The 25607-nt window shown below is 65.6% G+C and carries 28 protein-coding genes and 2 tRNA genes; 10 read left to right on the top strand and 20 right to left on the bottom strand.

What is annotated here, in order from left to right:
- Positions 1–10 precede the first annotated feature (10 nt).
- Both WCL10_RS15030 and WCL10_RS15025 read right to left on the bottom strand, forming a co-directional pair.
- Positions 11–712, bottom strand: coding sequence for a site-2 protease family protein (locus WCL10_RS15030; RefSeq protein ID WP_336896473.1), 702 nt, complete (start codon positions 710–712; stop codon positions 11–13).
- Positions 709–1260, bottom strand: coding sequence for a GNAT family protein (locus WCL10_RS15025; protein ID WP_336896472.1), 552 nt, complete (start codon positions 1258–1260; stop codon positions 709–711). Before WCL10_RS15025 ends, WCL10_RS15030 begins: the two co-directional genes overlap by 4 nt.
- 189 nt (positions 1261–1449) lie before the next feature.
- Between WCL10_RS15025 and WCL10_RS15020 the strand changes: the two genes are divergently transcribed.
- A complete protein-coding gene (locus tag WCL10_RS15020; RefSeq protein ID WP_336896471.1) occupies positions 1450–2034 on the top strand; it encodes a YceI family protein in 585 nt (194 codons plus the stop codon).
- On the opposite strand, the gene WCL10_RS15015 is transcribed toward WCL10_RS15020, so the two are convergent.
- The 7 genes from WCL10_RS15015 to rimP all read right to left on the bottom strand — a co-directional run bounded on the left by WCL10_RS15015 (position 2031) and on the right by rimP (position 9780).
- Positions 2031–2903, bottom strand: a complete 873-nt coding sequence (locus WCL10_RS15015) for an alpha/beta hydrolase (protein ID WP_336896491.1) — start codon at positions 2901–2903, stop codon at positions 2031–2033. The two genes, WCL10_RS15020 and WCL10_RS15015, sit on opposite strands and share 4 nt — an antisense overlap.
- Positions 2904–2916: 13 nt before the next feature.
- The gene (rbfA, locus tag WCL10_RS15010; RefSeq protein ID WP_336896470.1) at positions 2917–3315 is read right to left on the bottom strand and encodes a 30S ribosome-binding factor RbfA; all 399 of its coding nucleotides are present in this window, start codon (positions 3313–3315) and stop codon (positions 2917–2919) included.
- Positions 3316–3328: 13 nt separating this feature from the next.
- Positions 3329–3865, bottom strand: a complete 537-nt coding sequence (locus WCL10_RS15005; RefSeq protein ID WP_336896469.1) for a DUF1697 domain-containing protein — start codon at positions 3863–3865, stop codon at positions 3329–3331.
- 392 nt (positions 3866–4257) lie between these two features.
- Positions 4258–6855, bottom strand: a complete 2598-nt coding sequence (infB, locus tag WCL10_RS15000; RefSeq protein WP_336896490.1) for a translation initiation factor IF-2 — start codon at positions 6853–6855, stop codon at positions 4258–4260.
- Positions 6856–6860: 5 nt separating this feature from the next.
- Positions 6861–7601 carry a DUF448 domain-containing protein gene (locus WCL10_RS14995; RefSeq protein WP_336896468.1) on the bottom strand — a complete coding sequence of 247 codons (741 nt, stop codon included), beginning with the start codon at positions 7599–7601 and terminating at the stop codon, positions 6861–6863.
- A complete protein-coding gene (gene nusA / locus WCL10_RS14990) occupies positions 7582–9216 on the bottom strand; it encodes a transcription termination factor NusA (RefSeq protein WP_336896467.1) in 1635 nt (544 codons plus the stop codon). Before nusA ends, WCL10_RS14995 begins: the two co-directional genes overlap by 20 nt.
- A 3-nt stretch (positions 9217–9219) precedes the next feature.
- On the bottom strand, positions 9220–9780 hold the full coding sequence (rimP, locus tag WCL10_RS14985) for a ribosome maturation protein RimP (protein ID WP_336896466.1): 561 nt from the start codon (positions 9778–9780) through the stop codon (positions 9220–9222).
- 333 nt (positions 9781–10113) lie between these two features.
- Between rimP and WCL10_RS14980 the strand changes: the two genes are divergently transcribed.
- Both WCL10_RS14980 and WCL10_RS14975 read left to right on the top strand, forming a co-directional pair.
- Positions 10114–10257: a hypothetical protein gene (locus WCL10_RS14980; protein ID WP_336896465.1), complete on the top strand. Its 144-nt coding sequence runs from the start codon at positions 10114–10116 to the stop codon at positions 10255–10257.
- Positions 10254–10475 (top strand): PspC domain-containing protein, encoded by a 222-nt coding sequence (locus tag WCL10_RS14975; RefSeq protein WP_336896464.1) that lies wholly within the window; start codon positions 10254–10256, stop codon positions 10473–10475. Before WCL10_RS14980 ends, WCL10_RS14975 begins: the two co-directional genes overlap by 4 nt.
- Before the next feature lie 147 nt (positions 10476–10622).
- Here the strand turns inward: WCL10_RS14975 and WCL10_RS14970 are convergent, their stop codons facing one another.
- Together WCL10_RS14970 and WCL10_RS14965 are read right to left on the bottom strand one after the other, a co-directional pair.
- Positions 10623–11021, bottom strand: coding sequence for a DUF1761 domain-containing protein (locus WCL10_RS14970; RefSeq protein WP_336896463.1), 399 nt, complete (start codon positions 11019–11021; stop codon positions 10623–10625).
- The gene (locus tag WCL10_RS14965) at positions 11021–11809 is read right to left on the bottom strand and encodes a queuosine precursor transporter (protein WP_336896462.1); all 789 of its coding nucleotides are present in this window, start codon (positions 11807–11809) and stop codon (positions 11021–11023) included. Before WCL10_RS14965 ends, WCL10_RS14970 begins: the two co-directional genes overlap by 1 nt.
- A 60-nt stretch (positions 11810–11869) precedes the next feature.
- Here WCL10_RS14965 and WCL10_RS14960 point away from each other — a divergent pair.
- Positions 11870–11946: transfer RNA gene (locus tag WCL10_RS14960), tRNA-Arg, on the top strand.
- A 30-nt stretch (positions 11947–11976) separates the two neighbouring features.
- On the opposite strand, the gene WCL10_RS14955 is transcribed toward WCL10_RS14960, so the two are convergent.
- The 4 genes from WCL10_RS14955 to grxC form a co-directional block, all read right to left on the bottom strand.
- A tRNA-Arg gene (locus WCL10_RS14955) sits at positions 11977–12053 on the bottom strand.
- Between the two features lie 51 nt (positions 12054–12104).
- The gene (locus WCL10_RS14950; protein WP_336896461.1) at positions 12105–12602 is read right to left on the bottom strand and encodes a DUF1178 family protein; all 498 of its coding nucleotides are present in this window, start codon (positions 12600–12602) and stop codon (positions 12105–12107) included.
- Positions 12599–13435, bottom strand: coding sequence for a carbon-nitrogen hydrolase family protein (locus WCL10_RS14945; RefSeq protein WP_336896460.1), 837 nt, complete (start codon positions 13433–13435; stop codon positions 12599–12601). The genes WCL10_RS14950 and WCL10_RS14945 overlap by 4 nt, the downstream gene beginning before the upstream one ends.
- Entirely contained in the window at positions 13432–13710 is a 279-nt protein-coding gene (gene grxC, locus WCL10_RS14940; protein ID WP_336896459.1) for a glutaredoxin 3, read from the bottom strand. Before grxC ends, WCL10_RS14945 begins: the two co-directional genes overlap by 4 nt.
- 144 nt (positions 13711–13854) lie before the next feature.
- Between grxC and WCL10_RS14935 the strand changes: the two genes are divergently transcribed.
- Positions 13855–14319, top strand: coding sequence for an Hsp20 family protein (locus WCL10_RS14935; protein ID WP_336896458.1), 465 nt, complete (start codon positions 13855–13857; stop codon positions 14317–14319).
- Between the two features lie 59 nt (positions 14320–14378).
- On the opposite strand, the gene WCL10_RS14930 is transcribed toward WCL10_RS14935, so the two are convergent.
- From WCL10_RS14930 to tpiA, 5 genes are all read right to left on the bottom strand, one after another.
- Entirely contained in the window at positions 14379–15701 is a 1323-nt protein-coding gene (locus WCL10_RS14930) for an alpha-amylase family glycosyl hydrolase (protein WP_336896457.1), read from the bottom strand.
- Between the two features lie 52 nt (positions 15702–15753).
- Positions 15754–16437, bottom strand: a complete 684-nt coding sequence (locus WCL10_RS14925) for a Crp/Fnr family transcriptional regulator (RefSeq protein WP_336896456.1) — start codon at positions 16435–16437, stop codon at positions 15754–15756.
- A gap of 30 nt (positions 16438–16467) precedes the next feature.
- A complete protein-coding gene (locus tag WCL10_RS14920; RefSeq protein ID WP_336896455.1) occupies positions 16468–18111 on the bottom strand; it encodes a CTP synthase in 1644 nt (547 codons plus the stop codon).
- A gap of 157 nt (positions 18112–18268) precedes the next feature.
- Positions 18269–18730 carry a preprotein translocase subunit SecG gene (gene secG / locus WCL10_RS14915; RefSeq protein WP_336896454.1) on the bottom strand — a complete coding sequence of 154 codons (462 nt, stop codon included), beginning with the start codon at positions 18728–18730 and terminating at the stop codon, positions 18269–18271.
- 120 nt (positions 18731–18850) lie between these two features.
- Complete coding sequence (gene tpiA / locus WCL10_RS14910; protein ID WP_336896453.1) at positions 18851–19615, bottom strand: triose-phosphate isomerase; 765 nt, start codon at positions 19613–19615, stop codon at positions 18851–18853.
- 223 nt (positions 19616–19838) lie between these two features.
- On the opposite strand from tpiA, the gene WCL10_RS14905 reads away from it, so the two are divergent.
- The 5 genes from WCL10_RS14905 (at position 19839) to trpD (ending at position 25466) form a co-directional block, all read left to right on the top strand.
- Positions 19839–21782 (top strand): SurA N-terminal domain-containing protein, encoded by a 1944-nt coding sequence (locus tag WCL10_RS14905; protein WP_336896452.1) that lies wholly within the window; start codon positions 19839–19841, stop codon positions 21780–21782.
- Between the two features lie 104 nt (positions 21783–21886).
- The gene (locus WCL10_RS14900) at positions 21887–23338 is read left to right on the top strand and encodes a chorismate-binding protein (RefSeq protein ID WP_336896489.1); all 1452 of its coding nucleotides are present in this window, start codon (positions 21887–21889) and stop codon (positions 23336–23338) included.
- A complete protein-coding gene (locus tag WCL10_RS14895) occupies positions 23335–23868 on the top strand; it encodes a YcxB family protein (protein WP_336896451.1) in 534 nt (177 codons plus the stop codon). Before WCL10_RS14900 ends, WCL10_RS14895 begins: the two co-directional genes overlap by 4 nt.
- A gap of 9 nt (positions 23869–23877) precedes the next feature.
- Positions 23878–24474 carry an aminodeoxychorismate/anthranilate synthase component II gene (locus WCL10_RS14890; protein WP_336896450.1) on the top strand — a complete coding sequence of 199 codons (597 nt, stop codon included), beginning with the start codon at positions 23878–23880 and terminating at the stop codon, positions 24472–24474.
- Positions 24471–25466, top strand: a complete 996-nt coding sequence (trpD, locus tag WCL10_RS14885; protein WP_336896449.1) for an anthranilate phosphoribosyltransferase — start codon at positions 24471–24473, stop codon at positions 25464–25466. The genes WCL10_RS14890 and trpD overlap by 4 nt, the downstream gene beginning before the upstream one ends.
- Positions 25467–25607 lie beyond the last annotated feature (141 nt).

The raw sequence follows: 25607 nt of genomic DNA, 5'->3' as shown, positions 1-25607 counted from the left end.
GCCTTGGGCGTCAATCGAGTTCGGGCCCCGCAGCAAACGCCACGATATGCTCGAACAGCCCCAGCATCCATTCCATCGGCGGACCGACAAGCCGGTCCACGATATGCAGACCCGGCACCAGCCAAGGCAGCACGATGAACACCGCCATGAACAGCGGAATGCCGATGGGCTCAATCCGGTCAAGCAGCCGCACCCCCGCCGCCGGGGCCAGCCCCCGCACGATGCGCGAGCCATCGAACGGCGGCAGCGGCAGGAGGTTGAACGTGCCGAGAAACACGTTGATCGCGATGAAGTTCTGGAGATTGTCCGCCACGAATAGGGTCGTCGGCCCCGGCGTCCCCTGCGGATCGACCACCCGCAGCAGCAGCCCGAACGCCACCGCCGCCAGCGCCGCCAGCAAAAAGTTGGTCGCCGGACCTGCCGCCGCGACAAACGCCATGTCGCGCTTGGGATGGCGCAGCCGCGCATAGCTTACCGGCACCGGCTTGGCCCAGCCGAACACCGGCAGGCCCATCAGCTTGAGCGCGGCGGGCAGGATCAGCGTGCCCATCGGATCAACATGCTTCAACGGATTGAGGCTCAGGCGCCCACGCTCATAAGCAGTCGGATCGCCCAGCAGGCGCGCCGCCCAGCCGTGGGCAATCTCGTGCAGAACGATGGCAAAAACCATCGGCACGACCAAGGTGGCCGCCAGATAAAGTGTGCTGTTCATGGCTGCGCGGCCTGCCAGTCTTCCTTCAGCAAGCCGTAGATCACCGTATCGCGGACGCGCCCCGTCCAGGTCTTGCGCTCGCGGCGCATGATGCCCTCCTCCTGCGCGCCCAGCTTGCGCACGGCGGCACGGCTGCGGGTGTTGATCACATCGACCTTGAATACCACCCGCTCGATTCCACAGGCGAAGGCGTGATCGATCATCAACCGCTTCAAGCGCCGGTTGAAGCCGGTGCTGCGCAAGCTGGGCAGGATGAAGCTGTTGCCGATCTCGACAGACCAGCCCGGATCGCCGAATGCGATCCACGCGGTCATTCCTACTATCCGGCCTTCAAGCAGCACGGCATAGACCCGCCGCCCCGGCCCGCCGGCCAGCAGGCTGTCAAACTGCGGATCGAAGTGGTCGCCGATGTAGCAGAATGGGTAGACCTCCCATATCTCGCTATCCTGGGCACAAGCGGCCCGCAGCCCCTCGCGGTGCGCCTCGGCCAGTGGCTCCAGGCTGAGATCGTCCGCTGCAAGCGGAACATAGAGCGCCGCATCGCTCATTGCGCGGCGGCCCTGGAGGGGTGGCGGAAAGGGAGGCTTGCCATACCCCTCGTCACATAGGCATTGCTCGGCGAAAGCCAAGCACCGGCAGGCAGCGCCGCCCGCAAAAATGCGGCGAATGCATTGGGCCCCCCATCCGTTGTATCATCGTCACGGTCTGTTCACACCGACAGCGCAACAAGGATTCCCATGGCCCGCCTGCTTTCCCGCCTGCTGATCACGCTCGCCGCAGTGCTGACCATGCTCCAACCAGCGCAAGGCGCGGCGGGCGATCTGCGCTATGTGATCGACCGCAGCGCCAGCCACGTCGATGCCAAGGTCGCCTTCTTGGGCATTGCCTCCAAGACCGCGAAGTTCCCGGACATGTCGGGCACGTTCAATCTTTCCTTCGCCAATCTCGAAGCGCTCGACATGGTGGTCGATATCGACGCGCGGACCCTCACCACCGGGGATTCGCAGACCAAGACGCTGAAAGGCAGGCAGTTCTTCGATGTGGCCCGCCACCCCACGGTGCGCTTTGTAGGGCGGCATCTGAAGATGATCGGCGATCGCACCGCGACCGTGGAGGGCGACATCACCGCCCGCGGCGTGACGCGGCCGATCAAGCTTGCCGTGACGTTTTCAGTCCCGCCCTTCTCCACCGGCGGCACGCAGCCGATTTCCATTGTCGGCACCGGCGTGATCGACCGGCGCCAATTCGGCATGACGGCGTTCCCGTGGATCATCGGCGCGATGGTCAACGTGACGATCCGCGCGCGGATGGTGCCGGGTTAAGGCAGCCTCGCCAGCCAGTCGACCAGATTTGACGCGAGGGCGATGCGGCGGTCTGAGAAGCTATGGTCAGTATCCCACAGACCGCCTGAGGCATGGATGTTACCCGCCTGCACAGCAGCATTCAGGATATCGAGGTTATCGGACCCGAGAGCCGATGCAGCCCCGTAAATCGCCAGAGGCCTCGGCCCGTAGGCGAGCACCCGCGCCTTGAGATCGAACCGGGCAGCATTTTCCCGCACTTCTTTAGCCAGACCATCCACGGTCGCTCCCGCCAGCGGCGGAATGTCATCCACGTGGGCCTTGCTCCATTCGGCTAGCCCCGCCGCCGTTGCAGTCTTCGCACCGTATTTTCCGATGTACCAGGCATCGATCAGAAACAGGCCGATCACCGCCGGATCGTCAGCGGCGGCATCACTGGCCATGAAACCGCCCATCGAATGGCCGGCAACTGCGATTCGATGGGAATCGATGCCGAACTTCGCTGCGTTGGCGGGGTTGCGCAGCCACGCCAGCGCAGTGTGCGCATCCTGCGCGGCATGGGTGAAGCTGAAATCGCCTGTGCTGCCCCAGCTGCCCCGGTAATGCAGCGTAAGGACGTGCCATCCGGCGCGCCGCGCCGCCTGTGCGAGGTCGAGGTTCTGTTCGTTGCCCGGAAAGCCGTGGAACAACAGTAGTGCAGGGTGCGGCCCTGGACCGCCCGCAAGCCAAAGCAGGGCGTTCATCGCACCATTGCCGTCTGGCGAAGGAAAGACGAAGGCCACCGGTCGCGGCGGGTGGGCGGCATCGCGCGGCGGGTCCATTATCGCGGCGTTCTGCGCCATTGCCGGAGCCGACAGCAACATCAGTAGCCAGAGCATGGCCTGCTTCATCCACGTCAAGGCTTCAATCCTCCGTATTCAGATCACGCTGAACCTTGGGGTCAGCCAGCAGCGCGTCGATATGGCTCGCCACATCGAAGCTTTCGTCCGCCAGGAACTTGATCTTCGCCGCGTACTTGAGGCGCAGGCGCTGGGCCACTTCCTTCTGGAAGAACGCGGTATTGGTGCGAAGTGCCTTCAGCACCGCCTCCTCGTTCGCGCCAAGCAGCGGCTTGATATAGGCTGTGGCGTGGCGCAGATCGGGCGACATGCGCACCTCCGTCACCGAGACCGAATGCGCCGTGAGCACCTCGTCGTGCACTTCCTGCCGCATCAGCAACTCGGAAAGGATGTGGCGGACCTGCTCGCCCACCCTTAGCAGGCGGACCGATCGGGTCTCAGGGGATGCGGGCTGCTTTGCCATGGGTCTTCGTCCTTTACCGCATCTTCGTCAGAATGCGCGCGAGCGAACGCACATTGCGCGCCGTGCCGCGCCTCCCGAGCCGGCGCTCAAGGAAGGCCCCCGTCAGCCGACTGCCCGCGACACCCCCGACAAAGTCAATATAGAGCGCGCGGGGGCCGGACGCGAGCCTTTCGGGGCCGCGCCCGGCCTGGTCCTCGACCAGGACCCTGAACTGCGCCGGATCGACTTCGCCATCAAGGAACACGGTATGCACCTCGCCGTCCGCGCCGTGCCCGGTGAAGGGATTGTCCTCGATCGCGCTGCGGATCTCCTCGGCGCTCCTCACGGCGACAATGCTGCGCATATCGAACTTGGCGCGCACGAGGTGTTCGAGCTTTTCCTCAAGGCCCCGCGTCGGCCGTTCGTCATGATCGAACAGCACATTGCCGCTAGCCACCACGGTCTCGACGTTCGTGAAACCCTCGCTCTCGAAAGCCGCACGCAGCTCCGCCATCGTCAGGCGATTGCCGCCTACATTGATCGAGCCAAGCAATGCTACGTAGCGGGGCATCTTGATTTTTTCACAATCCCGTGCCATTGACCCGGCATCACGACGGTAGAAGTTCCACTTCACCATCCCGGAGCCCGGACGTTGCAGCGTCCGGGTTCTTTTCGTTTTGGGGGCCGGCGTTGCAGCGCCAACCCCCTCACCGGTTTACTTCCGGCCGAGCTCTATAAGCTTGACCATCAGACCGACGATGCCGACCACGAGGGTGGCAACGCCGATCACCAGAATCACGACAGTATTCAATTCCACACAAATCACCGTCCCTTCTGTCACCGGTAGCGACCTCGGAAGAGATATGATCAATGGAATCGAATACCGTCAGTCCTTTGCGCCGGGCCAAATGAAAAGCGGAACTGCCACCACAATGGCAGTCGGCCCCCGGCAGCACCTGCAGATCACAGCGTCCGTACGCGCTCCTCGACCTCAAAGACTTCAAGCTGGTCGCCCGGCTTCACATCGTTCGTATCGGCCAGAACCACACCGCACTCGAGGCCCGCACGCACTTCGGGCACGTCGTCCTTGAAGCGGCGCAGCGAGTGGATGACGGTCTGCGAAATGATGACGTCCTGACGCGTAAGGCGCGCGTTGATGCCCTTGCGGATGAAGCCCTCGACCACGAGCAGACCCGCGGCCTTGTCGCGCTTGCCGGCGGGGAACACTTCCTTGACCTCGGCGCGGCCGACCACGGTCTCGATCCGCTCCGGCCCGAGCTGGCCGGCCATTTCTAGGCGGATGTCGTCGGTCAGCTGATAGATCACGTCGAAGTACTTCATCCGCACCTTGAAGCGTTCGACCAGTTCGCGCGCCTTGGCATTCGGGCGCACGTTGAAGCCGATGATCGGCGCGCCGCTCGCTTGCGCGAGGTTGACGTCGCTCTCGGTGATCGCGCCAACGCCCGAAGCGAGGATGCGCACCTTGATCTCGTCGGTCGAAATGCGGTTGAGCGCGTTGACGATCGCTTCGGTCGACCCTTGCACGTCGGCCTTGATCACAACCGGATACTCGATGACGGTCTGCTTGGCCGCCAGCGCGGAGAACATGTTCTCGAGGCTGGTCGGCGCCTGCGCGGTGCGCTTGGCAGTGGCGCGTTCCTGGCGGTAGGCGGCTACCTCGCGGGCGCGGGCCTCGTTCTCCACCACGGTCAACGTGTCACCGGCCATCGGCACGCCGCCGAGGCCGAGCACTTCGACCGGCAGCGAAGGCGGCGCTTCCTTGATCTGGCGGCCCTTGTCATCGAGCATCGCGCGCACGCGGCCCGACTGGGTGCCAACGACCAGAATGTCGCCGACCTTGAGTGTGCCGCGGTTGACCAGCACGGTCGCCAGCGGACCCTTGCCCTTGTCGAGCTTGGCCTCGATCACGGTCGCTTCGGCCGCGCGGTCCGGATTTGCGCGCAATTCGAGCAGTTCGGCCTGGAGCAGGATCTTCTCGATGAGATCGTCCATGCCCATCCCGGTCTTGGCCGAAACCTCGACATCCTGCACATCACCCGACATTTCCTCGACCACGATTTCGTGCTCGAGCAGACGTTCGCGGATCTTCTGCGGGTTCGCCTCGTGCTTGTCGGCCTTGGTGATCGCCACGATCATCGGCACGCCGGCGGCCTTGGTGTGATTGATCGCCTCGATCGTCTGCGGCATGATCCCGTCGTCCGCCGCCACGACCAGAATGACGATGTCGGTAACATTGGCACCGCGCATGCGCATTTCGGTGAAGGCCTCGTGGCCGGGCGTATCAAGGAAGGTGATGTGATCACCGGCCTTGGTCTTGATCTGATAGGCGCCGATATGCTGCGTGATGCCGCCTGCTTCGCCGCGCACCACGTCGGTGCCGCGCAGCGCGTCGAGCAGGCTGGTCTTGCCGTGGTCGACATGGCCCATGATCGTGACCACCGGCGGGCGCGGCTGCAGCGTCTCGTCGATATCGACGTCGGCAGCGGAGTCAATGTCGACATCCGAATCCGACACACGCTTGATATTGTGGCCGAATTCGGTGACGAGCAGCTCGGCGGTATCCTGATCGATGGTCTGGTTGATGGTGACCATCATGCCCATCTTGAACAGCGCCTTCACCAGGTCCGCAGCCTTTTCAGCCATGCGGTTGGCAAGGTCCTGAACCGTGATGCCTTCGGGCACCACAACATCGCGGACCTGCTTCTCGCGCGGCTGCGACTGGCCGGCAAAGTGCGCGCGGCGCTCTTTCTCGCGCGCCCGCTTGAGCGCGGCGAGGCTGCGCGCGCGGGCGCCCTCGTCCTCGTTAAGGGCGCGGCTGACGGTGAGCTTGCCCGCCTGTCGGCGGTCGCCCGCACCCTTGTCGCGCGGGGCGTGCGCGGGCTTCTTGGCCTGCGGCTCGGGGCGCTTGGGCGCCACAACGGGCGTGAAACGGCGCGGCGCGGTCGACTGCGCGGGTTCGGCCGCAGCCTCGCTCTCAGGCTCGACGGCGGTCGGCGCAGCGGGCACTTCGGGCGTCTCGAGCGTTTCAGGCACAGCGGGAGCAGCAGGAATTTCGGCAACAGGGGCCGCAGCCTCGACCGGAGCAGCAACAGGCTCGGCAGACGCTTCCACCTCGCCTGCCCGGCGCGCTTCGAGAGCGCGGCGCGCTTCCTCGGCGGCGCGCTGGCGCTCTTCCTGCTCGCGGCGGTTCGCGGCTTCAAGCGCCAACTGGCGGGCTTCTTCGGCTTCGCGAAGCAGACGGGTCTGCATCTCCTGCCGCGTCTCGCGCGAGGCGGCGGGCGGCGGCGGGGGCGGAGCGGGCGCGCGGACCGGCTGAGGTGCAGGCGCGGGAGCGGGAGCGGCAACCGGGGCTTCAGCAGCCGCAGCCGCGGCCGCAGCCGCCTCGCCCGGGGTGCGCGGCATCAGTTTGCGCCGCTTGACCTCGACGACAACCTTGTTGGTGCGCCCGTGGCTGAAGGTCTGCTTGACCTCGCCTGCCTCGACCGAAGTCTTCAGGCCAAGCGGCCTGCGGCCCAGCGTCGGCTTCTTGTCATCGCTCATCGAACTCATGTACCCTTCGTATCAATAACTTGGGGCGCAGCTGAAGCAGCGCCCACCTCGTCCCGCTCAGGCCCGAGAAAATGCAGGAGGCGCCGCAGCGGCACCGCGACCCGTTCAGTCGCGGCGGCATCGGTCAGCGCCAGATGAACCACATTGTCGCGGCCCAATGCCACAGACAGCGCCGCCCGGTCCAGCGGCAAGATCATGCCCTTGCGGCCGGAACCTTCGGCCTCTTCGCCCACGCGCCAGGCCTGTGCCAGCTTGTTCGGGCCGTCGCTGCCTGCATCGCTGGCATGGCCGAGCCACGTGACCGCTCCGGCGCGTGCACCCTGTGCGATCTTCTCGGTGCCAAGCAGCATGTTCCCGGCCTTGAGCTCCATGCCGAGGCGATCAGTCAGCGCCCGGGTCAGCGCGGCGCGGGTGCGCGCGGCAAGGTCCGCCGGAATGGCCAGCGTCGCGCCCTTGAACGCCCGCGCCAGAGCGCCGCGCAGCTTGCCATTGGCGACCGCGGTTTCCAGCGCTGCCTCGGTCACGCCGATCCAGGCCCCACGCCCAGGCGCGCGCGCCAGAGCATCGGGCAGCACGTCGCCGGTGGGCGAAACGGCCAGGCGCACCAACTCACCGCGCGCGTCAAGCCGCCCGGTCAGCACGCATTTGCGCTCCGGCTGGGCGCCCTTTTCAGGCTTTCCCGCCGGCTCGCCGCCAGTTCTGTCGAAGCTCAGCGCCTCATTGTGAGGATTCCGCATGGGCGGCCTCCTCGGTGTCGGGTTCGTCTTCGAACCAGTGCGCGCGGGCGGCCATGATGATCTCGTTGCCCTGCTCTTCCGAGAGGCCATATTCGCCAAGCACGCCGCCCTTGTCCTCGGTGCGCTCGGAGCGCTCGCGGCGGGTGTCGTTATTGTTGCTCCGGCGGCGCTGTTCGCCCCCGCGCTTCTTGGCGATGAGTTCGTCGGTGGCAAGATCGGCCAGATCGTCGAGCGTCTTGATGCCCGCCTTGCCGAGCGTGACGAGCATCGCTTCGGTCAGGTGCGGAAGCTCTGCCAGTGCGTCCTCGACGCCGAGACCGCGGCGCTCCTCGCGCTGTGCTTCCTCGCGGCGCTCCAGCGCCTCGAGAGCGCGGCTTTGCAGTTCCTGGCCCAGTTCCTCGTCGAAACCTTCGATCGCGGCGAGTTCGGCGATATCGATATAGGCGACTTCCTCCAACTCGCTGAAGCCTTCGGCCACCAGCAACTGCGAGAGCGTCTCGTCCACATCGAGCTCTTCCTCGAACATCTTCGAGCGCTCGGCGAATTCCTTCTGGCGCTTCTCCGAAGCTTCCGCCTCGGTCATGATGTCGATCGCCGAACCCGTCAGCGACGAAGCCAGACGCACGTTCTGACCACGGCGGCCAATGGCGAGCGAAAGCTGGTCATCGGGCACGACGACCTCGATGCGGCTCTCTTCCTCGTCAATCACCACACGGCTCACAGTCGCGGGCTGCAGCGCGTTCACCACGAAGGTCGCGGTGTCCTCGCTCCAGGGGATGATGTCGATCTTCTCGCCCTGCAGTTCCTGCACGACGGCCTGCACGCGGCTGCCCTTCATGCCGACGCATGCGCCGACCGGATCGATGCTGGAATCGCGGCTGATCACGCCGATCTTCGCGCGCGAACCCGGATCGCGGGCAGCGGCCTTGATCTCGATGATGCCGTCGTAGATTTCGGGCACTTCCTGCGCGAACAGCTTCTTCATGAATTCAGGGTGCGCGCGGCTCAGGAAAATCTGCGGGCCACGGTTCTGGCGCTCGACCTTCATGATCCACGCCCGCACGCGCTCGCCCACTCGCGGCACTTCGCGCGGGATCTGCTGGTCGCGGCGGATCACGCCCTCGGCGCGGCCAAGGTTGACGATCACATGGCCGAACTCGACCGACTTGATCACGCCGGTGATCACTTCGCCGGCGCGGTCCTTGAATTCTTCATACTGGCGGTCACGCTCGGCATCGCGGACCTTCTGGAAGATCACCTGCTTGGCCGACTGCGCATCGATACGGCCCAGATCGACCGGCGGCAGCGGATCGACGAGGAAGTCACCGACCTTCGCGCCCGGCTGGAGCTTTTCAGCCGCCTTGAGGTCCACCTGCTTGAAGTAGTCCTCGACCTCTTCCACCACCTCGACCACGCGCCACAGGCGCAGATCACCGGTGCGCGGATCGAGCTTGGCGCGGATGTCGTTCTCGGCGCCATAGCGGTTGCGCGCCGATTTCTGGATCGCCTCTTCCATCGCCTCGATGACGATGGACTTGTCGATCATCTTCTCGGTCGCCACCGCATTCGCAATCGCGAGCAGTTCGGCACGGTTGGCGGAAATCGCACTGGCCATGGCTTAGTCTTCCTGTTCCTCAACAATGTCATCCACGTCGCTGACATCCAGCGGCCGGGAAGCGGCAATCAGCTTATCGGTCAGGATAAGCTTGGCATTGGCGATGAGGCCGAACGGCACGGTATATACCACGCCGTCGTCCTCGATCGAAACAACTTCGCCCGCAGGCTCGAAACCGGTGAGATCGCCCCGGAAGCGCTTGCGGCCTTCCAGCAGCTCGGCCAACTCGATCCGCGCCTCGTGCCCTATCCAGGCGGCAAAATCCTTGGCCCGGGTGAGCGGGCGGTCGATGCCGGGCGAACTGACCTCGAGCCGGTAGGCCTCCGCGATCAGCACTTGGCCTGCATCTTCCAGCGCATCGATCCGGTCGGAAATGCGGTGCGAAAGCGCGGCGCAATCGGCAATCACCAGCTGGCCGGTCTCGGGCCGCTCGGCCATGATCTGGAGCGTGTGCTCCTCGTCGCCGATCTCGCCACCCTTGAAATAACGCACGCGCACGAGATCGAAGCCGAGGCTTGCTGCCTCTTCTCCGGCGATCTCGGTAATGCGCGCGATATCGTTCATGCCTGCTCCATCAGCCCGGAACGGCAAAGGCAGGAGAGCGGTGCCGGCCCCTTTCGGCGCCAGCCCAAACTTTGCCTTCACAATGTCGGGATGAAATGCCCCTATGCCGGGTACCGAAAAAAGGCAAGCGCCAAGATTGTGCGCCAGCCCCTCCTGATAGTCAGTGAAATTTCCCATTTCTTGGCATTAGCAGGATCGTCGATCCTTGCCCATTCGAGATGAAATGGCAGTTTTCAGCCATTCCCGCAATTTGGCACGGCCCGTGCAAAGCTTGTGACATCCGCCGGACAGACTGGACGGCGCCACATTCGAACACAGGAAAGGACCCAGACAATGACCACCATCCGCACCTTCAGCGCCCCGATCTTCAGCGCCGCCATCGCCATCGCACTCTCCTTCGCGATGATCGGCGGAACCGTCGCCGCGCCCGCGCAGAGCCCGCTGCACACCACCTCGAACTCGGTGTACACGGCATGAGCGACCTGCGCTTCGAGGACCATGGGGTCCAATCGCCCGCCCCCCGGGGCTTCCGTCTCAACAAGCAGCGCGGCAAGATCATGGGCGTTTCCGCCGGGATCGCCGACTACTTCGGCCTTGATGTCACACTGGTGCGCGTCGCCTGGGTGATCGGCACGCTGGTCGGCTTCGGCTCGCTGATCCTGATCTACCTCGCCATCGGCCTCATCGCCGACTGAACGCAAATCCTCCCCATTTTCACGAAGTACAAATGGGGAGGTGGCCCGCCAAAGGCGGGTCGGAGGGGTAAAGGCGAAAAACCACTCCGCCATCGCTTCGCTCGGGCTCCTCCCTGTTTGGGCTTCGCCAAAATAGGGAGGACCATTCTACACCGGCGGCGGCACCAGCCCGATCACGCGCAGCATCACGGCCTGCGCCAACATCACCACCAGCCAGTACCCGCAATCGACCAGCGCCGCCCGCACCGGCTGCGCCCGCATGCGGTAGGACGCCGCAAGGCTCGGCACCACAAACCCCAGCCAGATCACCACCGCACTGCCAACCGTCATTGTCCACACGCTGCCCTTGGGCGGCGCGAGGATCAGCGCGCCCGCCAGGATCGCGCAGAGCCACGCTTCGGCCAGGAACGCGAAGGCAAGGCTACCCGCCCAGCTGCGGGCGCTGATCTGCCGGCGGTCCGCGATGATCTGATACACGATACCCAGCAGCAGCCCCGCCAAAGTCGCGGCCGGAATCGCCCCGCCATTGAGGACGATATAAATCATCAGGCGTCCTCGGAGACCGCGAAGGGCGAGAAGTCGATGTCGGTATCGAACACGTCGACGCCTTCCTGCCGCTTGAGGAAGCCGACGATGGCATAGGTCGCGGGCGTAAGGATGATCTCCCAGAGCACTTTCATCGCCCAGTTGGTGATCATCACGTGGATCACGTCTGCCGTCTCCCAGGTGCCAAGAAACGCGATGGGGTAGAACAGCACGCTGTCCACCGCCTGCCCGAAAATCGTCGAGCCCCAGGTGCGGGTGAAGAGATACTTGCCCCCGGTCCACACCTTCATCCGCGCGAGCACGAAGGAATTGACGAATTCGCCCGCCCAGAACGCGGTGACCGAAGCAAGCACGATGCGCCAGGTGCTGCCGAACACCGAATCATAGGTCGTCTGGCAAACCGCTCCGGCCGATGTCTTCGCCACGATCTCGGCAAAGCGCGGGTCCCCGCTCGAAGCGCAGCCCCAACCCGGCGCGGGCGGCATCGCGACAACCACGAAGCTCATGAACGCCATGAACAGCAGGGCAAAGAAGCCCACCCACACGCAGCGCCGCGCATGGGCATAGCCGTAGACTTCGGTCAACACGTCGCCCAGCACATAGGATACCGGGAAAAACAGGATGCCTGCGCCGAAAGTGTAGCCCCAGACGCTTGTCAGCTTGGCCGCGCCGATCAGGTTCGACAGCAGCAGGATCGCGACAAAGGCCGCCATCATGAAGTCGAAATAGCGGAAATGGCGGCGCGCGCCGGCGCTGCCTTCGATGCGGGGAATGTGGTGGCTGCTCATGAAACCGGTGCTAACGCGATTTGCGCAGCGCGCAAAGCGGCCTTATGAGGCACGAGGCACGCGCCCTTAGCTCAGCTGGATAGAGCACCGGCCTTCTAAGCCGGTGGCCGCAGGTTCGAATCCTGCAGGGCGCGCCACTTTCCTGCCCTTTGCGATGATCATGGGATTGGTGCGCCCGACGGGATTCGAACCCATGGCCCCCAGATTAGGAATCTGGTGCTCTATCCTGCTGAGCTACGGGCGCAACCGACGAGCCCTTTACGGGGACTGCGCGCCTCTTGCAATCGGGGCTGGCTCAGTTGACCTCGCTTGGCGGCACCACTGGTACGAGCACGGGCGCGACAGGGACGCCTTCCTCGATCAGGCCCTGCACTTCGGCTTGGCTGGCGCGGCCATGGATCAGTGCCGGGTCCTTCTCGCCATAGTGCATGGCCCGCGCGTCGTCGGCGAAGCTTTCGCCTACCCATGTCGAGGCCTTGAGCATTTCGGCCTGCACAGTGGCGATGGCCTTGAGCATGGCGGCAGCCTCGGGCGGCAGCGGGCCTGATGTTACGGGCTGGGTGAGCGCCGCCATATCGGCCGGCACGGCGCGCGCCTTGGGCGTTTCGGCAGGAAGCTGGTTGCCCTTGCGCGCAAGGCGCGGAGCGGAGAGCGCCTTGTCCACCTCGGGCGCGCCGCAGGTCGGGCAAGTCACAAGCCCGCGCACCTGCTGGTTGGCAAAATCATCAGACGATGCGAACCAGCCCTCGAACCGGTGCCCGCCCGCGCGGCATTCAAGATCGAACACAATCATGGTCTTGCCGATGTAGGTATAGCCCGGCGGTTGGCAAGACTGGGTACTTGCGCGCGCACTTCGGCAATCCGGGCAAGGTCGATCTCGGCAAAGCCGAGGCCCCCACCCTCCCCCATGTCGAGCAGCACCTCACCCCAGGGATCGATCACGAGGCTGTGGCCATACGTCTCGCGCCCGTCTTCATGGCGGCCGACTTGCGCCGCGGCGATGACAAAGGCGCTTGCCTCAACCGCCCGCGCCCGCTGCATCAAGTGCCAGTGCGCGCGGCCCGTGGGCACGGTGAAGGCGGCGGGAATGGCGATCACATCGCATTTCAGCCGCCCCAGTTCCTCGAACAGCGCGGGGAAGCGCACGTCGTAGCAGATTGCAAGGCCCAGCCGTCCGAGCGGACATTCCACTGTCACCACCGCCTCGCCCGGCTGATAGGCTGCGGATTCGCGCCAAGTCTCGCCGCTTGCCAGATCAACGTCGAACATGTGGATCTTGTCGTAGCGCGCGGCGATTTCGCCCGCCGGGTCGATCACGAAGGCCCGGTTCGCCCAGCGCGTCCCATCCGCTTGCACGGCCAGACTGCCGAGATGAACCCATATCCCCGCACGCCCCGCCGCCTCGCGCGCAGCGGCCAGCACCGGATTGGCGGCCTCGGGCACGATATGGCGCGCCCCCCGCGCCCGGTCGCGGTCGAGCAGGCCCGACATCTCGGGCGTGAACAGCATGGCCGCGCCTGCCTCTGCCGCTTCCTCCACCGCGCGCACGATGGTCGCGGCGTTGGCGGCGGGATCGATGCCCGTGGTCATCTGCAACAGCGCCACGCGGCGCGTTGCAGCGCTCATGCGGCAAGCAGCGGATCGAGCCTGCCTGCAGCCTCGAGCGCGGCAAGATCGTCCGAACCGCCGACATGGGTACCGTTGATGAAGATTTGCGGCACTGTGCGCGCTTGGGGCGCCCGCGCCAGCATTTCGGTCCGCTTCTCGCCGCCGAAGGTGATGTCGTATTCGGTGACGCTCACCCCTTTGGTCCCGAGCAGGGCCAGCGCGCGACTGCAATAGGGGCAGCCCCACTTGGTGTAGATTTCAACGTTCGGACTTGGCGCTGCGGCTTCGCTCATCGGGACCTCTTGAAAACCCAAAATCGCTAACACACATGGTGGTCCGTGTCATGCGCCGCAAGGCGGGCATGGCCGAAAACCCAGCCGGGGCGCCGCACGCGGGCCCCATTTTTTGCAGATTGCTCAAACACGAGGATTGCTCAGATGGATCGTTTCGATTTCACCCCCTACCGCCGCTCGACTGTCGGTTTCGACCGCTTGTTCGACTTGCTAGAGCGCCAGGCCCGCGCCAATGCCGGTGACAACTACCCCCCGTTCAACATCGAACGGCGCGGTGATGACAGCTACCGGATCACGCTCGCCGTTGCCGGGTTCAAGTCGCACGACCTCGATATCACCGCGCAGCAGAACCTGCTGGTGATCAAGGGCCAGCGCGCCGAAGCCGAAGACAAGCAGTTCCTGCACGTCGGCATCGCCAACCGCGCCTTCGAGCGCCGCTTCGAACTCGCCGACTTCGTCCGCGTCGAAGGCGCCGATCTTGCCGACGGCCTCCTCGTCATCGACCTCGTGCGCGAGGTGCCCGAGGCGATGAAGCCCAAGAAGGTGCTGATCGGCGGCAGCGCAAAGCCGCTCACCGTAGTCGAAGGCGAAGCAAGCGCGGCGGCCTGAGGCCACCTTCCCCGTTCACTCCAGCCGGGGCGGCCTGCCAAGGGCCGCCCTTTTTCGCATCAGCGCCTGGCGGATATCGCCCAACGCCACGGCGCGAGGGACCGCGGCTGGCCACCCACCGTGTAGTTCTGCGCTTGGCCCGAGACGTTGACCTCGACGCGGACCCGGTCCCTGCCCTTGATCCGGCGGAACGCGAAGACCTTGGGATTACCGGTCTCGATGATCTCGAGATTGCCCGGCTCATGCTCGCTGGAAAGCGCCGGATGCGCATGTTTCAAGGCCAGCAGCGAGCGGTAGAACGCCGCGCGGGGATACTTGCCCCAGATGATGGGGTCCTTGTCGAAGAACTTGAGCCGCCGGTCCAGCGCGTCCTCCTGCCCGCCGTAGACCAGCGGCATCCCGGGCAAGGTGGCCGCCAACACCGCCATGGCGTCGGCGCCGTCGCCATAAAGCTCGCGGTCGGTGCCGTTCCACGAATTCTCGTCGTGGTTGCTGGTAAACGTCATGCGCATCGCACCGGCCGGATAGCGCCGCGCGGGCGCGGTGTAGTGCCGCGCCAGTTCGCGCGCGTCCGCCTTGCCCTTCGCCACATCGATCAGCAGGTGATAGAGCTTCCACTCATAGGTCATGTCGAAAGCGCGGGTCTGCATTTCGGGCGTATCGGCCTCGGCCAGCATGAACACCGGCTTCACCTTGTCGAGCTCGGCGCGCGCCTGATCCCAGAACGCCACCGGCAGCGTCCACGCCACATCGCAGCGGAAGCCGTCGATGCCTGTTTCCCTGAGCCAGAACGTCATCGCCGCGATCATGCCGTCGCGAACGGCCTTCTTGCTGAAGTCGAGCCCGATCACATCGGCCCAGACTTCCTCGTGGTGATCGCTGAGGTCGGTGTAATGATACCCCTCGAGCTCGCCCTTGGAGTTCCGCTTGTACCAGTCGGGATGCTCGCGGGTCCAGACGTGATCCCAGCCGGTGTGGTTCGCCACCCAGTCGAGGATCACCTTGAAACCCTGCCGGTGCGCCGCGTCCACAAGGTGCTTGAAGTCCGCCATCGTGCCGAACTCAGGGTTCACCGCCAGATAGTCGCTCACCGCATAGTAGCTGCCGAGCGAACCCTTGCGCTCCTTCTTCGCGATCGGATTGACCGGCATGATCCACAGCACGTCGACGCCCATCCGGCGCAGGCGCGGCAAGTGTTTCTCGAAGGCGCGGAACGTTCCTTCGGGCGTGTATTGCCGGATATTGACCTCGTAGATCGACGCGGACCGCGACCATGCGGGATGCCGCACCGCGCTGACGCCATCGGTGATCGGCAGGGCATCGGCAGCCCGGGCGAGGTTGGGCAGCGCAAGAAGCGCAGCGAGCAAGAAGAGGCGGATCATGCCGCCTCGGTTACAGCGCCCCGCGCACGACGCCATACGGCATTCGTATACCTTACCAGGCCTCGGCGATATCGACGAGCGCCTCGCGGTCGAGCACCGTCACGCGCCCGCCCTTCAGCGCCACGATGCCGCCATCGACCCAGGCCGAAAGCTGGCGGTTGATCTGTTCGCGCGACATGCCGGCGAAGTTGCCCAGTTCGCCCTGGCTGAGCGCGATTTTCAGCCGGGTCTCTTCCTCGCCGCCCATCATCAGCCGCAGCAGGAACCGCGCTAGGCGGGGGCCGGAGGTGTAGGCGCGGTCCGCCTCGATCACCGTATTGTTCTGCCGCAGCCGCCGCGCCATCGCCTGCAGCAGCCGCATGGCAAGCCCCTGATGCTTGCCCACGATCTCGGCAAAAGCGCCGCGCGTCAGGCCCAGCGCCTCGACCGGCTCGATCGCCTCGACGCTCGCTGTCCGCTCGCCGCCATCAAGAAAGGCGATCTCGCCCAGCACCGCGCCGGGTTCGGCGTAATCGAGCACGATCTCGCGCCCGTTTGCCGCCACCATGCTGACACGTGCGAGGCCCCCGAGCATGATCCAAAGCGTATCGCCGGGGTCGCCTTGCAGAATGATCGCCGACCCCGGCTTGAAGCTGCGCACGCTGCCGCGCGCGGCGATATCGGCCAGTTCCTCGCTGGAACACCCCGCCAGCAAACTTGCTGCTGTCAGCGTTTGTGCAAGGGTGGCGGCGTCCATGTGAAGTTCCCCTTCCCTGCGCCCGGCCGATCAGACCAGCCGCGCCTGCTTGACGGCGGCGGTGATGAAGCTGCGGAACAACGGATGCGGTTCGAACGGGCGGCTCTTGAGTTCGGGGTGGAACTGCACCCCGATGAACCAAGGATGGTCCGGCCGCTCGACAATCTCGGGCAGCAACCCGTCGGGCGACATGCCGGAGAACACGAGGCCCCCATGCTCCAGCCGCTCGCGATAGGCGACGTTGACTTCGTAGCGGTGCCGGTGCCGTTCGCTGATCGCATTGGCGTCGTAGATCTGCGCGACATGGCTGTTGCCCGAAAGCTGCGCCTCGTAGGCGCCCAGTCGCATTGTCCCGCCAAGGTCGCCGCCGGCCGCGCGTGTCTCGAGCCCCTCGGGCGTCATCCATTCGGTGATGATGCCCACCACCGGCTCGTCCGACGGGCCGAACTCGGTCGAGCTTGCACCCTTGATCCCGGACAGATTGCGTGCGCCCTCGATGCAGGCCATCTGCATGCCAAGGCAAATGCCGAAGAACGGCACGCCGCGCTCTCGGGCGAAGCGCACGCTGGCGATCTTCCCTTCCGTCCCGCGCTCGCCGAACCCGCCGGGAACAAGAATGCCGTGCATGGGCTCGAGATAGGCGGCGATCTCGGCATCGTCCTTCTCGAAGATCTCGGCATCGATCCAGCGGATGTTGACCTTCACGCGGTTGGCCATGCCGCCGTGGACAAGCGCCTCATTGAGCGACTTGTAGGCGTCCTGCAGACCGACATACTTACCCACGACGCCGATCGTCACTTCGCCTTCGGGATTCTGGTGGCGATCGACTATATCGGTCCAGCGCGAGAGGTCGGGCGCAATGCCACCCCCATGGCTGGTGAGCCCGAAGTGGCGCAGCACTTCCGAGTCGAGCCCCTCACCGTGGTACTGCAGCGGCACCGAATAGATGCTCTGCGCATCGAGCGCGGGGATCACCGCTTCCTTGCGCACGTTGCAGAACAGGGCGATCTTGGCGCGCTCGTTCTCGGGCAGCGGCTTTTCGCAGCGGCACAGCAGGATGTCGGGCTGGATGCCGAGCCCCGTCAACTCGCGCACTGAATGCTGCGTCGGCTTGGTCTTCAGCTCTCCGGCGGCAGCGATATAGGGGACGAGCGTGACGTGGACGAAGCAGGTTGCCTCGCGCCCCATCTCGTTGCGCAGCTGGCGGATTGCCTCGATGAACGGCAGGCTTTCGATATCGCCGACGGTACCGCCGATCTCGCAGAGGACGAAGTCGAGGTCGTCGGTATCGTCGCGCGCGAAGGTCTTGATCGCATCAGTCACGTGCGGGATCACCTGCACGGTCGCGCCAAGATAATCACCGCGCCGCTCCTTGGCGATGATATCGCGGTAGATGCGGCCCGAGGTGATATTGTCCGATTGCCGGGCCGAAACGCCGGTGAAGCGTTCGTAGTGGCCAAGGTCGAGGTCGGTCTCGGCGCCGTCGTCGGTCACGAAGACCTCGCCGTGCTGATAGGGGCTCATCGTGCCCGGATCGACGTTCAGATAGGGGTCGAACTTGCGGATTCGCACGCGAAAGCCGCGCGCCTGCAGCAGCGCCGCGAGGCTCGCCGCCATGAGGCCCTTGCCAAGCGAGGAAACCACGCCGCCGGTGATGAAAATGAACCGCGCCATGGGGTCTGGGCCTTACCGTCAGAAGCTCTCGGAGCGCAAGCGGGCGCCGCCGGATTCCGGCGGGCAATCCACAAGCGAAAACAACTAAGCCTCGACCCACCGCGCAGCGGCGGATCGAAACGTGAAGGAATGCGGCGGCGGCTATGCGCCCGCTGCGTTACTGCTTGGCTGCACCCGCGAGCGGATCGGCAGGAGCGCCCTTGCCTGCGGCGGTCCTCGCCGGAGCGGACTTGGGCTGCGCTGCGGCGACCGGAGCCGCGGCAGGCGCCGGAATGACGGGCTGGACCTGGGCGGGACCGGACGCGGGCACGCCCTGTACCGGCGCCAGCGGATCGCCCGGAATGGCCGGCAAGGTGCGCTCGAGCGAGCCGTCGATCTCGCGGTTTGCCGTGGTGCGCACCGCCAGCGCGGCCAGCAGGATCGACAGACCGACAAAGGCGGTCGCCAGCACCGTCGTCGCGCGGGTGAGAAAATCGGCCGCACCGCGTGCCGACATGAAGCCCGCCGGGCTGCCGCCGACGCCGAGCCCGCCACCTTCCGACTTCTGGATAAGGATGACGCCGACGAGCGCGGCGGCGACCAGCGCCTGGACAACGGTGAGGAAGATGAAAAAGGTCATGCGGATCCGCCTGAAAGGAATGAAGCGCATCTAGGGGCGCGCGGCCCCCTGCGCAAGGCCGGTTGCGCAAGGCCGGTTGCGCGAGGCCGGTTGCGCGCGGGGGGCCGATGTTCCCGAGAATCAGTCGGCCGGCTGCGACGCTGCCGCGACGATCGGCAGGAAGGCGTCCGTCGTAAGGCTCGCCCCGCCGACCAGCGCACCGCCCACGCCTTCGGCGCCGAGGAGGCCGGCCGCGTTCTCGCCGTTGACTGAACCACCATAAAGAATGCGCACCTTGTCCGCTTCCTCGCCAAAGATCGCGACCAGTCGCGCGCGCACTGCCGCATGCATGGCGATCACGTCCTCGACCGCGGCGACCCGGCCGGTGCCGATTGCCCAGACCGGCTCATAGGCAACCGCGAGCCGCCCGGCCGCAACTGCCGCACTCTCGCCCGGCGGGACCGAACCCTTGACCTGGCGGTCAACCACCGCCTCGGCCTTGCCGGCATCGCGCTCGTCCAGTGTCTCACCCACGCAGATGATCACGCCGAGCCCGGCGGCCAGCGCCGCTTCGGCCTTAGCACGCACCAGCGCGTCCTTCTCGCCGTGGTCGCGGCGGCGCTCGCTGTGGCCCAGAATCACGAAGTCCGCTCCGATATCGGCAAGCATCGGCGCCGAAACGTCACCGGTATGCGCGCCCTTGGTCGCGGTGTGGCAATCCTGACCGCCCACACCGATCGCGGTCACCGCCTCGCGCAGCGGCCCGACGAAGGGAAAGGGCGGTGCCAGCGCGATCTCGACATCAGGATAGCGCTGTGCGGCGCGGTCGATTGCCCGCGCCTCGGCCAGCATGGCGCGGCTGCCGTTCATCTTCCAGTTACCGACGATGTAAGGGCGCTGGGTCATGAGCATACACAGTTTTGCACGGGACGATTCCTCCTGTTGAGGGGGCCGCTAACAAACCGGAGCCGGGAATGCAAAGCACCGGGACGGCAAAGTGCGTGACAAATACTGTGCGGGGCCTCTCCCCACGCTCTTCCCGAGCGCTGCCCATTGCGGGATCGCGCTTTGCCCCCTAATGCGCCGGAGGAACCTTTCCTAACGATCCCACAGCTAACGATTGGCCCCGATGCTCGGCTTCATCCGTTCCCTCACCAAGTCCCGTTTCGGCGTTGCATTTGCGCTGATCTTCCTCGCGGTTATCGCGCTTTCGTTTGTCGGGCCGGATATCAACGGCGCAAAGCTGGGCGGCGCCGGCAATCCAGACCGCGCAGTTACCGTGGGCTCGACGGCGATCAGCACCATCGAACTCCAGAAGGCGATGTCGAACGCGCTGGAAAACGCGCGCGAGCAGAGCCCGACCGTGACGATGAAGGAATTCATCGCCCAAGGCGCCATGGAGGAGGTGGTGAACAGCCTCGTCGACCGGGCCGCGCTCATGGAATGGGCACGACAGAGCGCGGTGGGGCTGGGCGTCAGCGACCGGCTGGTCGACAGCGAGATCGTCAAGATGCCTGCCTTCCAGGGCGCAGACGGCAAGTTCAGCCAGTCAGCCTACAAGGCCATGCTTGGCCAGAAAGGCATTTCCGACAAGCTGCTGCGTGACGACATCGCCAAGGGCCTGATGGCGCGGCAGGTACTGATCCCGGCCGGTGTCGGCGGGACCATGCCGCTGGGCGCCGCAATGCGCTACACTGCGGTGCTCAAGGAAACGCGCGAGGCCGCGTTCCAGGTCATCCCCTCCTCCGCCTTCGCGCCGAAAACGCCGCCATCGGATGCCGATCTGGCCGCCTATTACAAGGCAAACGCCGCCCGCTATCAGCGCCCCGAGCGCCGCACCATCCGCTATGCGATCTTCGACGGGAGCGCTGTAAAGGGTGCCGCCGCGCCGAGCGAGGCGGAAGTGGCGACGCGCTACAAGCTCAATGCGGCGACCTATGCCCCCAGCGAGACGCGCGCTTTCACTCAGGTCATCGTGCCGACCGAGGCTGCGGCCAAGGCACTGGCCGCTGAAATCGCGGGCGGCAAGTCGATCGAGGCAGCTGCCGCAACCAAGGGCCTTTCCGCCAGCAAGCAATCAGGGCTGACCCGCGCAAAGCTGGAAACCGATGCTTCCGCCGCAGTGGCCGCTGCGGTTTACGCCGCCGAACGCGGCAAGCTGGCGCAGCCGGCCAAGGGCTCGCTGGGCTGGTATGTCATCCGGCTTGACGCGGTGACGCAGATCGCAGGCAAGTCGCTCGACCAGGCACGCGCCGATATCGTCGCCGCGCTTTCGGCTGAAAAGCGAAAGTCAGCGCTCGCCGATCTGTCGGCCAAGCTCGACGATGCGTTCGCCAGCGGCACCGGCCTTGCCGACGTCGCCAAGGCCAATGGGCTCACCGTGATCGCCACCGATCCCCTGCAGGCCGATGGCACCGTGCCGGGCCGTCCGGACATCAAGCCCAATGGCGATGTCGCCCCCCTGATCCAGGCCGCCTTTGCCATGGAGCGCGAGGGTGAGCCGCAGGTTACCGAACTTGCGGCGGGCGAGCGTTATGCGATCTTCGACGTCGGGCAGATCACGCCCGCATCGCCCCCGCCGCTTGCCGAAGTGCGCGAGAAAGTCTCCGCCGATCTTTCCAGTTCGCGCGGTTACGGCGCGGCAAAGGCGGCCTCCGACAAGTTGCTTGCAGCGCTCGCACGCAAGGTTCCGCTGGCCGACGCGGTCAAGGCGCTGGGCGTCGCCCTGCCGCCTGCCAAGCCCGTCGTGATGCCGCGCCAGCAGCTCAACACGATGCAGCCGAACACCATCCCCGAAACGCTGACGCTCATGTTCGCGATGGCCCAGGGCACGGCCAAGCGGATCGAGGCGCCGAACAAGGACGGGTTCGTGGTCGTGGTCCTGAACAAGGTCACACCGGGTCAGGTCACGCCGGATGATCCGCTGGTCGGTCGTGCACGCGTCGAACTCGGTCAGCTGGTCGGGCGCGAATATGTCGATCAGATGCGCGCCGCCGTGCGCGAGGCCGTCGGCGTGATGCGCAACGACGCGGCGATCGCGGCGCTGCGCACGCAGCTTCTCGGCGGCCAGTAAGGCCGGTGGCGGCGGCGGCAGATACGGTCGAGGCGGGGCTCGCCGGGCTTCTTCCCGATGGCGGAGCGGCAGCCGCTGCGGCGCTTGGCGCCGGCCGTCCCGCGCTGGTCTGGCGCAAACTGATCGCCGACACCGAGACGCCGGTAGGCGCGGCACTCAAGCTGATGGTGCCCGGCAGGGGCGATTTCCTTCTCGAATCCGTCGAAGGCGGCGAAGTGCGCGGGCGCTACAGCCTGCTCGGGCTCGATCCCGACCTCGTGTTCCGCGCCGAAGGCGCTGCGGCCGAGATCAACCGCCACTGGCAGACCGACCGCGAGGCCTTCGCGCCGCATCCGGAAACCGCCCTGCCCGCCCTGCGCGCGCTCGTCGGCGAATGCCGCATCGATGTGCCCGAGGGCCTGCCCAAGTCGCTCGCCTGCCTCGTCGGCTACTTCGGCTATGAGACCATCGGCCTCGTCGAAAAGCTCCCCCGCGCGCCCGCCAGCGTGCTGGAGCTGCCCGACATGCTGTTCGTGCGGCCCAGCGTCGTCCTCGTGTTCGACCGCCTGTCCGACGAACTGATCGCCGTCGCGCCCGTCTGGCCGAATGGCGGGGCCCCCGAACGCCTCGTTGCCGCTGCCGCCGACCGCATCGACGCCGCCCTCGCCCGCCTTGCCGATCCCGTCCCCGCCGACCCGCGCCTTGAAGCCGCCGAACCTGCCGAACGCACCGCCGTCATGGCGCCCGAGGACTACGCCCGCATGGTCCTGCGCGCCAAGGACTACATCGAGGCCGGCGACATCTTCCAGGTCGTGCTAGCCCAGCGCTTCACCGTGCCCTTCCCGCTGCCACCCGCCGCGCTCTACCGCTCGCTCCGCCGCATCAACCCCTCGCCGTTCCTCTATTTCCTCGATCTCCCCGGCTTCGCCCTGATCGGCTCGAGCCCCGAGATCCTCGTGCGCATCCGCGACGGCGAAGTGACCATCCGCCCCATCGCGGGCACCCGCCCGCGCGGCAAGACCGAAGCCGAGGACCGCGACAACGCGCAAAGCCTCCTCGCCGATCCCAAGGAGCGCGCCGAGCACCTCATGCTGCTCGATCTCGGCCGCAACGATGTCGGCCGCGTCGCCGCCGCCGGGACCGTGAAGGTCACCGAGAGCTACACCATCGAGCGTTACAGCCACGTCATGCACATCGTCTCGAACGTGGTCGGCAAGCTCGACACGAGCCGCGCCGATTCGGTCGATGCGCTGTTCGCCGGCTTCCCCGCCGGCACCGTCAGCGGCGCGCCAAAGGTCCGCGCTTGCGAGGTGATCGCCGAACTCGAACCCGAAACCCGCGGCGCTTACGCCGGCGGCGTCGGCTATTTCGCGCCCGACGGCTCGGTCGACAGCTGCATCGTCCTGCGCACCGGCGTCCTCAAGGACGGCGTGCTCCACGTTCAGGCGGGCGCCGGCATCGTGGCGGACAGCAACCCCGAATACGAACAGCGCGAATGCGAAGCCAAGTCCGGCGCGCTCTTCGCCGCGGCGCGCGAGGCGCTCAGGGTCGCGAGTGAACCGAGGTTCGGGCAGTGAGCCGCACCTTCAAAGTCACGATGCCATACGAGGATTACCTCGCCGCGAACTGGCTCATGGTCAGGCGAAATTGGCTATGGCGCGGCGCTTTTCGATATGTCGTGTTCGTAGGCGGGCTTATTTCCGCCATCAACCTTGCTACCAGCGCTGTCGCAGGCAAGCTTGATGTCACACAAGTTGTGGCTGATGTTGTGACAGGAGTGGTGTTTGCCGTTGGGGCACTGGTGGTGACATTTCTTTGGCTGCTGTGGTGCATCCCGCGCGCAGCAAAAAAAGCTTATGCCCAACTGTTTGTTGATGGCGTAGAGACAACCTACAACTTCGGCGAGACCGGCATTCACATTGCCAACAGTCTTGGCACCAGCGATTTTGAATGGCGGCATATCACCAAGTGGGTCGAGGACGACAGGTTGATCTTGCTCTTCCGCACCCGCCTCATGTTCTTTTGCATTCCGAAAAATCAGATTGATGCAGAAACCAAGGATGCCTTGATCAAGGCAATGTCAGATGCATCAGTGCCAACTCGTTAGGCTCACCCCATGATCCTCGTCATCGACAACTACGACAGCTTCACCTGGAACCTCGTCCACTACCTCATGGAAATGGGCGCGAAGGTGGAAGTGGTGCGCAACGATGCGATGTCCGCCGGGCAAGCCATCTCCAGCGGTGCGCAAGGCTTTCTGATCTCGCCCGGTCCCTGCACGCCAAACGAAGCGGGGATCAGCCTCGATCTCGTTGGCGCGGCGGCGGATGCGGGCGTGCCGCTGCTCGGCGTCTGCCTCGGCCACCAGTCGATCGGCCAGTATTTCGGCGGCCAGGTCGTGCGCGGTGGGCTGATGCACGGCAAGACCTCACCCGTCACGCATGATGGCACCGGCCTGTTCGAAGGCCTCCCCTCGCCCTTCACTGCCACGCGGTATCACAGCCTCGTGGTTGAGAACGTGCCCGACACTCTCGTCGTAAACGCCACGTCCGACGATGCGCACGCCATGGGTTTCCGTCACAAGACGCTTCCCATCCACGGCGTGCAGTTCCACCCCGAATCGATCGCGACCGAGCACGGCCACGCGCTCCTCGCCAATTTCCTGAAGATGTGCGGCATCACCGCGAAGATGCCCTCTCACCTCGCGGCATGATCGCGCTACCCGAAGTCACGACCAGCCCGCTGGAGGAAGCTGAAGCCGAAGCGGCTTTCAGCGCAATCCTCGATGGCACAGTGGCCGACGAGACCATCGCGCCCTTCCTCGTCGCGCTTGCCGAACGCGGCGAGACCGCCAGCGAGATCGCCGGCGCCGCCCGCGCCATGCGCGAGCGCATGAACCCCATCAGCGCCCCGGCCAATGCTATCGACGTCTGCGGCACCGGAGGCGACGGCTTCCAAACGCTCAATGTCTCGACCGCGGTCAGCCTCGTCGTTGCGGCCTGCGGCGTCCCTGTCGCCAAGCACGGCAACCGCGCCGCGAGCAGCAAGGCGGGCGCGGCGGACACGCTGGAAGCCCTCGGCCTCAATCTGGATCGCGCCGCCGAAACGGCCGAGGCCACCCTCGGCGATCTCGGCATCTGCTTCCTCTTCGCCCAGCGACATCATCCGGCGCTGGCGCGGATCGCGCCGATCCGCAAGGTACTGGGACGGCGCACGATCTTCAATCTGATGGGCCCGCTCGCGAACCCGGCGCGGGTTCGCCGGCAGCTCGTCGGCATCGCACGGCCCGCCTACGTGCCGATCTATGCCGAAGCGATCCGCCGTCTCGGCACCGACCACAGCCTCGTCGTCTCGGGCGACGAAGGCCTCGACGAGCTCAGCCTCGCGGGCGGCAATGAAATCGCCGAGGTGAAGGACGGGAACGTCCTGATGCGCCGCGTCTCCGCAGCGGACGCGGGCCTCGCCAGCGCCCCCGTCGAAGCCCTGCGCGGCGGCGACCCCGCCTACAACGCCAAGGCCCTGCGCGCGCTCCTGCAAGGTGAACCCGGCCCCTACCGCGACGCCGTCCTCTTCAGCGCCGCCGCCGCGCTGATGGTCGCGGGTGAAGCGGCCGACTGGCACGAAGGCGTCGAGGAAGCGGCTGAGGCGATCGACAAGGGTCTGGCGAATGCGCTGCTCAACTGCTGGATTTCGGCGCTGACGTAAGGGGTTCTCGCAGAGACGCAGAGGATAAGAAGATCGCAAAGCGGGTCTGTGCAATCCCCGGCCTTTTCGATTGAAGGGACGATCCTGCGGCTTCGCCGCTTTCAAAATCTCTGCGCTCTTCCCATCCTTCTCTGCGTCTCT

Origin of the sequence: Novosphingobium sp. (genome assembly GCF_037133355.1) — a bacterium.
Classification (GTDB): Bacteria; Pseudomonadota; Alphaproteobacteria; order Sphingomonadales; family Sphingomonadaceae; genus Novosphingobium.
The sequence above is the reverse complement of the archived record's forward strand: the minus strand, read 5'-3'. Positions and strand labels throughout refer to the sequence as shown.

Coding starts and splice junctions, on each gene's coding strand:
- WCL10_RS15030 (WP_336896473.1), bottom strand. CDS start 712: ATGAACAGCACACTTTATCTGGCGGCCACCTTGGTCGTGCCGATGGTT.
- WCL10_RS15025 (WP_336896472.1), bottom strand. CDS start 1,260: ATGAGCGATGCGGCGCTCTATGTTCCGCTTGCAGCGGACGATCTCAGC.
- WCL10_RS15020 (WP_336896471.1), top strand. CDS start 1,450: ATGGCCCGCCTGCTTTCCCGCCTGCTGATCACGCTCGCCGCAGTGCTG.
- WCL10_RS15015 (WP_336896491.1), bottom strand. CDS start 2,903: ATGAAGCAGGCCATGCTCTGGCTACTGATGTTGCTGTCGGCTCCGGCA.
- rbfA (WP_336896470.1), bottom strand. CDS start 3,315: ATGGCAAAGCAGCCCGCATCCCCTGAGACCCGATCGGTCCGCCTGCTA.
- WCL10_RS15005 (WP_336896469.1), bottom strand. CDS start 3,865: ATGCCCCGCTACGTAGCATTGCTTGGCTCGATCAATGTAGGCGGCAAT.
- infB (WP_336896490.1), bottom strand. CDS start 6,855: ATGAGCGATGACAAGAAGCCGACGCTGGGCCGCAGGCCGCTTGGCCTG.
- WCL10_RS14995 (WP_336896468.1), bottom strand. CDS start 7,601: ATGCGGAATCCTCACAATGAGGCGCTGAGCTTCGACAGAACTGGCGGC.
- nusA (WP_336896467.1), bottom strand. CDS start 9,216: ATGGCCAGTGCGATTTCCGCCAACCGTGCCGAACTGCTCGCGATTGCG.
- rimP (WP_336896466.1), bottom strand. CDS start 9,780: ATGAACGATATCGCGCGCATTACCGAGATCGCCGGAGAAGAGGCAGCA.
- WCL10_RS14980 (WP_336896465.1), top strand. CDS start 10,114: ATGACCACCATCCGCACCTTCAGCGCCCCGATCTTCAGCGCCGCCATC.
- WCL10_RS14975 (WP_336896464.1), top strand. CDS start 10,254: ATGAGCGACCTGCGCTTCGAGGACCATGGGGTCCAATCGCCCGCCCCC.
- WCL10_RS14970 (WP_336896463.1), bottom strand. CDS start 11,021: ATGATTTATATCGTCCTCAATGGCGGGGCGATTCCGGCCGCGACTTTG.
- WCL10_RS14965 (WP_336896462.1), bottom strand. CDS start 11,809: ATGAGCAGCCACCACATTCCCCGCATCGAAGGCAGCGCCGGCGCGCGC.
- WCL10_RS14950 (WP_336896461.1), bottom strand. CDS start 12,602: ATGATTGTGTTCGATCTTGAATGCCGCGCGGGCGGGCACCGGTTCGAG.
- WCL10_RS14945 (WP_336896460.1), bottom strand. CDS start 13,435: ATGAGCGCTGCAACGCGCCGCGTGGCGCTGTTGCAGATGACCACGGGC.
- grxC (WP_336896459.1), bottom strand. CDS start 13,710: ATGAGCGAAGCCGCAGCGCCAAGTCCGAACGTTGAAATCTACACCAAG.
- WCL10_RS14935 (WP_336896458.1), top strand. CDS start 13,855: ATGGATCGTTTCGATTTCACCCCCTACCGCCGCTCGACTGTCGGTTTC.
- WCL10_RS14930 (WP_336896457.1), bottom strand. CDS start 15,701: ATGATCCGCCTCTTCTTGCTCGCTGCGCTTCTTGCGCTGCCCAACCTC.
- WCL10_RS14925 (WP_336896456.1), bottom strand. CDS start 16,437: ATGGACGCCGCCACCCTTGCACAAACGCTGACAGCAGCAAGTTTGCTG.
- WCL10_RS14920 (WP_336896455.1), bottom strand. CDS start 18,111: ATGGCGCGGTTCATTTTCATCACCGGCGGCGTGGTTTCCTCGCTTGGC.
- secG (WP_336896454.1), bottom strand. CDS start 18,730: ATGACCTTTTTCATCTTCCTCACCGTTGTCCAGGCGCTGGTCGCCGCC.
- tpiA (WP_336896453.1), bottom strand. CDS start 19,615: ATGACCCAGCGCCCTTACATCGTCGGTAACTGGAAGATGAACGGCAGC.
- WCL10_RS14905 (WP_336896452.1), top strand. CDS start 19,839: ATGCTCGGCTTCATCCGTTCCCTCACCAAGTCCCGTTTCGGCGTTGCA.
- WCL10_RS14890 (WP_336896450.1), top strand. CDS start 23,878: ATGATCCTCGTCATCGACAACTACGACAGCTTCACCTGGAACCTCGTC.
- trpD (WP_336896449.1), top strand. CDS start 24,471: ATGATCGCGCTACCCGAAGTCACGACCAGCCCGCTGGAGGAAGCTGAA.